Here is a 2,145-nt window from a genome sequence, read left to right on the forward strand (position 1 = left end):
TTTGCTTCTTATATTGAGTACTTATTTTAGTTTTTTTTGATTGAAAAAGTAAGAATGGAATTAGAATTTGATTTAGAAATTGAGAGTGTGAAATTAAGGGTATTCCGTCAAGGTAATTATTCTGGCAGGCCCACTTTGGTTTTTCTTCATGATTCCCTAGGGTGCATTAAGTTATGGAGAGATTTCCCTGTAAAATTGGGAGAAGCTGCAAAATGCAACGTCTTGATTTACGACAGACAGGGTTACGGTAAATCAGAACCATTCACCTCTATAAGGAGGAAAAACGATTATATGGAAATCGAGTCAGGGATTTTAAATTCTCTTTTGGAGCAATGCGAAATTACTAATGCCATACTCTTTGGACATAGTGACGGAGGAACAATTGCACTATTGGCCGCTTCAAAATATCCTGAAAAAATTTCAGGAATAATTACTGAAGGGGCTCATATTTTTGTGGAGGAAATTACTGTAGCAGGTATTCGGCAGGCAATAGAAAATTATAAGACAACCAACCTCAAAGATCGGTTAAGGAAGTACCACGGCGAAAAAACGGAGGCTGTATTTTGGGCCTGGGCGGGCACCTGGTTAACAGAGGAATACAGAAATTGGAATATTGAACATTTCCTTCCTAAAATTCAGTGCCCTGTTCTTATTATTCAAGGGGAAAATGATGAGTACGGTAGTCTAAAACAGGTAGACCGTATTATTAAACAAGTATCAGGATATTCAACTAAGTTAATTATACCAAATATTGGTCATACGCCTCATAAGGAAGCAAGTGAGTTAACCTTAATTAAATCAGCAGAATTTGTAAGCAAACTTTTAGTGATTATGTGAATTGGACCAATTACTAATGAAAATGACACCACCTTGGACCAAACTAGGATTTTAAGTATCCGCACAACATAAATTCGCTCCGTGACTTAGCTCCTTGCTCGTAGTTAATTGGAAATAAGTTTTATCACAGATTGTATTGTTATCCCCAGCTCTTTTAAAATGTGATAAAGCTAAATGCAAGAATTGGCTAATTAAATTTTGAACACCTTTTTTAAGGCATTTATAGATTGAGCAATGGCTGCCTGAGAAGATTGGGTGTTGGCAATTGGTTTAAAAAGCATAAAACTATGTATAGTTCCTAAATAACGAGTAGCTGTTACTATCACTTCCGCTTCATTTAACTTTTTTGCGTAAGCTTCTCCCTCATCTCTCAATATATCACATTCAGCAGTGATGATTAATGCGGGAGGTAAGTTTTGTAATTGTTCTTTGGAGGCCCGCAAGGGAGAAACCAGTGGAAGGCTTCTTAGTTTTTTGTCAGGTACATAAGCATCCCACATTCTGATACTGTCTTCTATATTCGAAAGATACCCAAAGGCAAAACGGTGATAGGAAGGGGTGTCGCAGCTAGCATCTGTTACCGGGCAAAATAATAACTGAAAGCTAATTTTAGGCCCTTTTCTTTCCTTGGCCATCATTGTCACAACAGTTGCCATATTCCCTCCAGCGCTATCTCCTGCCACAGCTATTTTTCTTGGGTTTAGTCCTAAGCTTTCCCCATGTGTCGAAATCCACTTGGTAGCGGCATAAGCCTCTTCATTTGCAACTGGAAAGTGAACTTCCGGTGAAAGGCTGTAGTTGACGAATACCACGGCTACTCCAGCTCCATTCGCAATTTTCCTAAGCAATCTATCATGGGTAAGGGCATTGCCCATAATCCAGCCTCCCCCATGGAAAAACATAACTACAGGAAGTAATCCTTTTGATTTTAAAGGTTTAATTACTCGAATGGAGATTTCTCTCTCTTCTGATCTAATCTGTTTATCTTCAATTTCAGCCGGTAATCCTTCTTCTCCACTAGCTTGTAAATCGGTAAAGAGTTGACGGGCTTCAGCTTCAGGTAGTTCGTGAACCGAAGACCAACCTAAAGTGGCCACATGACGCAAAAATTCTCGAACCTTTGGTTCAAGCCCATAGTAACCTATAATATTTTGGGCTTCCATTATAGAGTTTTTTGGTCTTAGAATTTAATTAACATCCTTTTCTTTTTTGCTTGATGTAGAAACTAAATAGCAAACTGTTTTAAACCATGTTTCATCTTTTTTTAACTGATCCTAATATATTTCTCCAACTAAACCTATTTAAATT

2 protein-coding genes are annotated in these 2,145 nt (G+C 37.8%); one reads left to right on the forward strand and one right to left on the reverse strand.

The annotated features are described in order from the left end of the window. The first annotated feature begins 54 nt into the window (after nt 1-54). A complete protein-coding gene (locus E1171_RS02390) occupies nt 55-837 on the forward strand; it encodes an alpha/beta fold hydrolase (RefSeq protein WP_155203713.1) in 783 nt (260 codons plus the stop codon). A gap of 191 nt (nt 838-1,028) precedes the next feature. Here E1171_RS02390 and E1171_RS02395 read toward each other — a convergent pair whose 3' ends face one another. Next, nucleotides 1,029-2,000, reverse strand: coding sequence for an alpha/beta hydrolase (locus E1171_RS02395; RefSeq protein ID WP_155203715.1), 972 nt, complete (start codon nt 1,998-2,000; stop codon nt 1,029-1,031). Nucleotides 2,001-2,145 lie beyond the last annotated feature (145 nt).

This window comes from Xanthovirga aplysinae (assembly GCF_009711365.1).
GTDB classification, from domain to species: Bacteria; Bacteroidota; Bacteroidia; order Cytophagales; family Cyclobacteriaceae; genus Xanthovirga; species Xanthovirga aplysinae.

What these genes read in the sequence shown, in the direction of transcription:
- E1171_RS02390 (WP_155203713.1), top strand. Translation starts at nt 55, where the DNA reads ATGGAATTAGAATTTGATTTAGAAATTGAGAGTGTGAAATTAAGGGTA.
- E1171_RS02395 (WP_155203715.1), bottom strand. Translation starts at nt 2,000, where the DNA reads ATGGAAGCCCAAAATATTATAGGTTACTATGGGCTTGAACCAAAGGTT.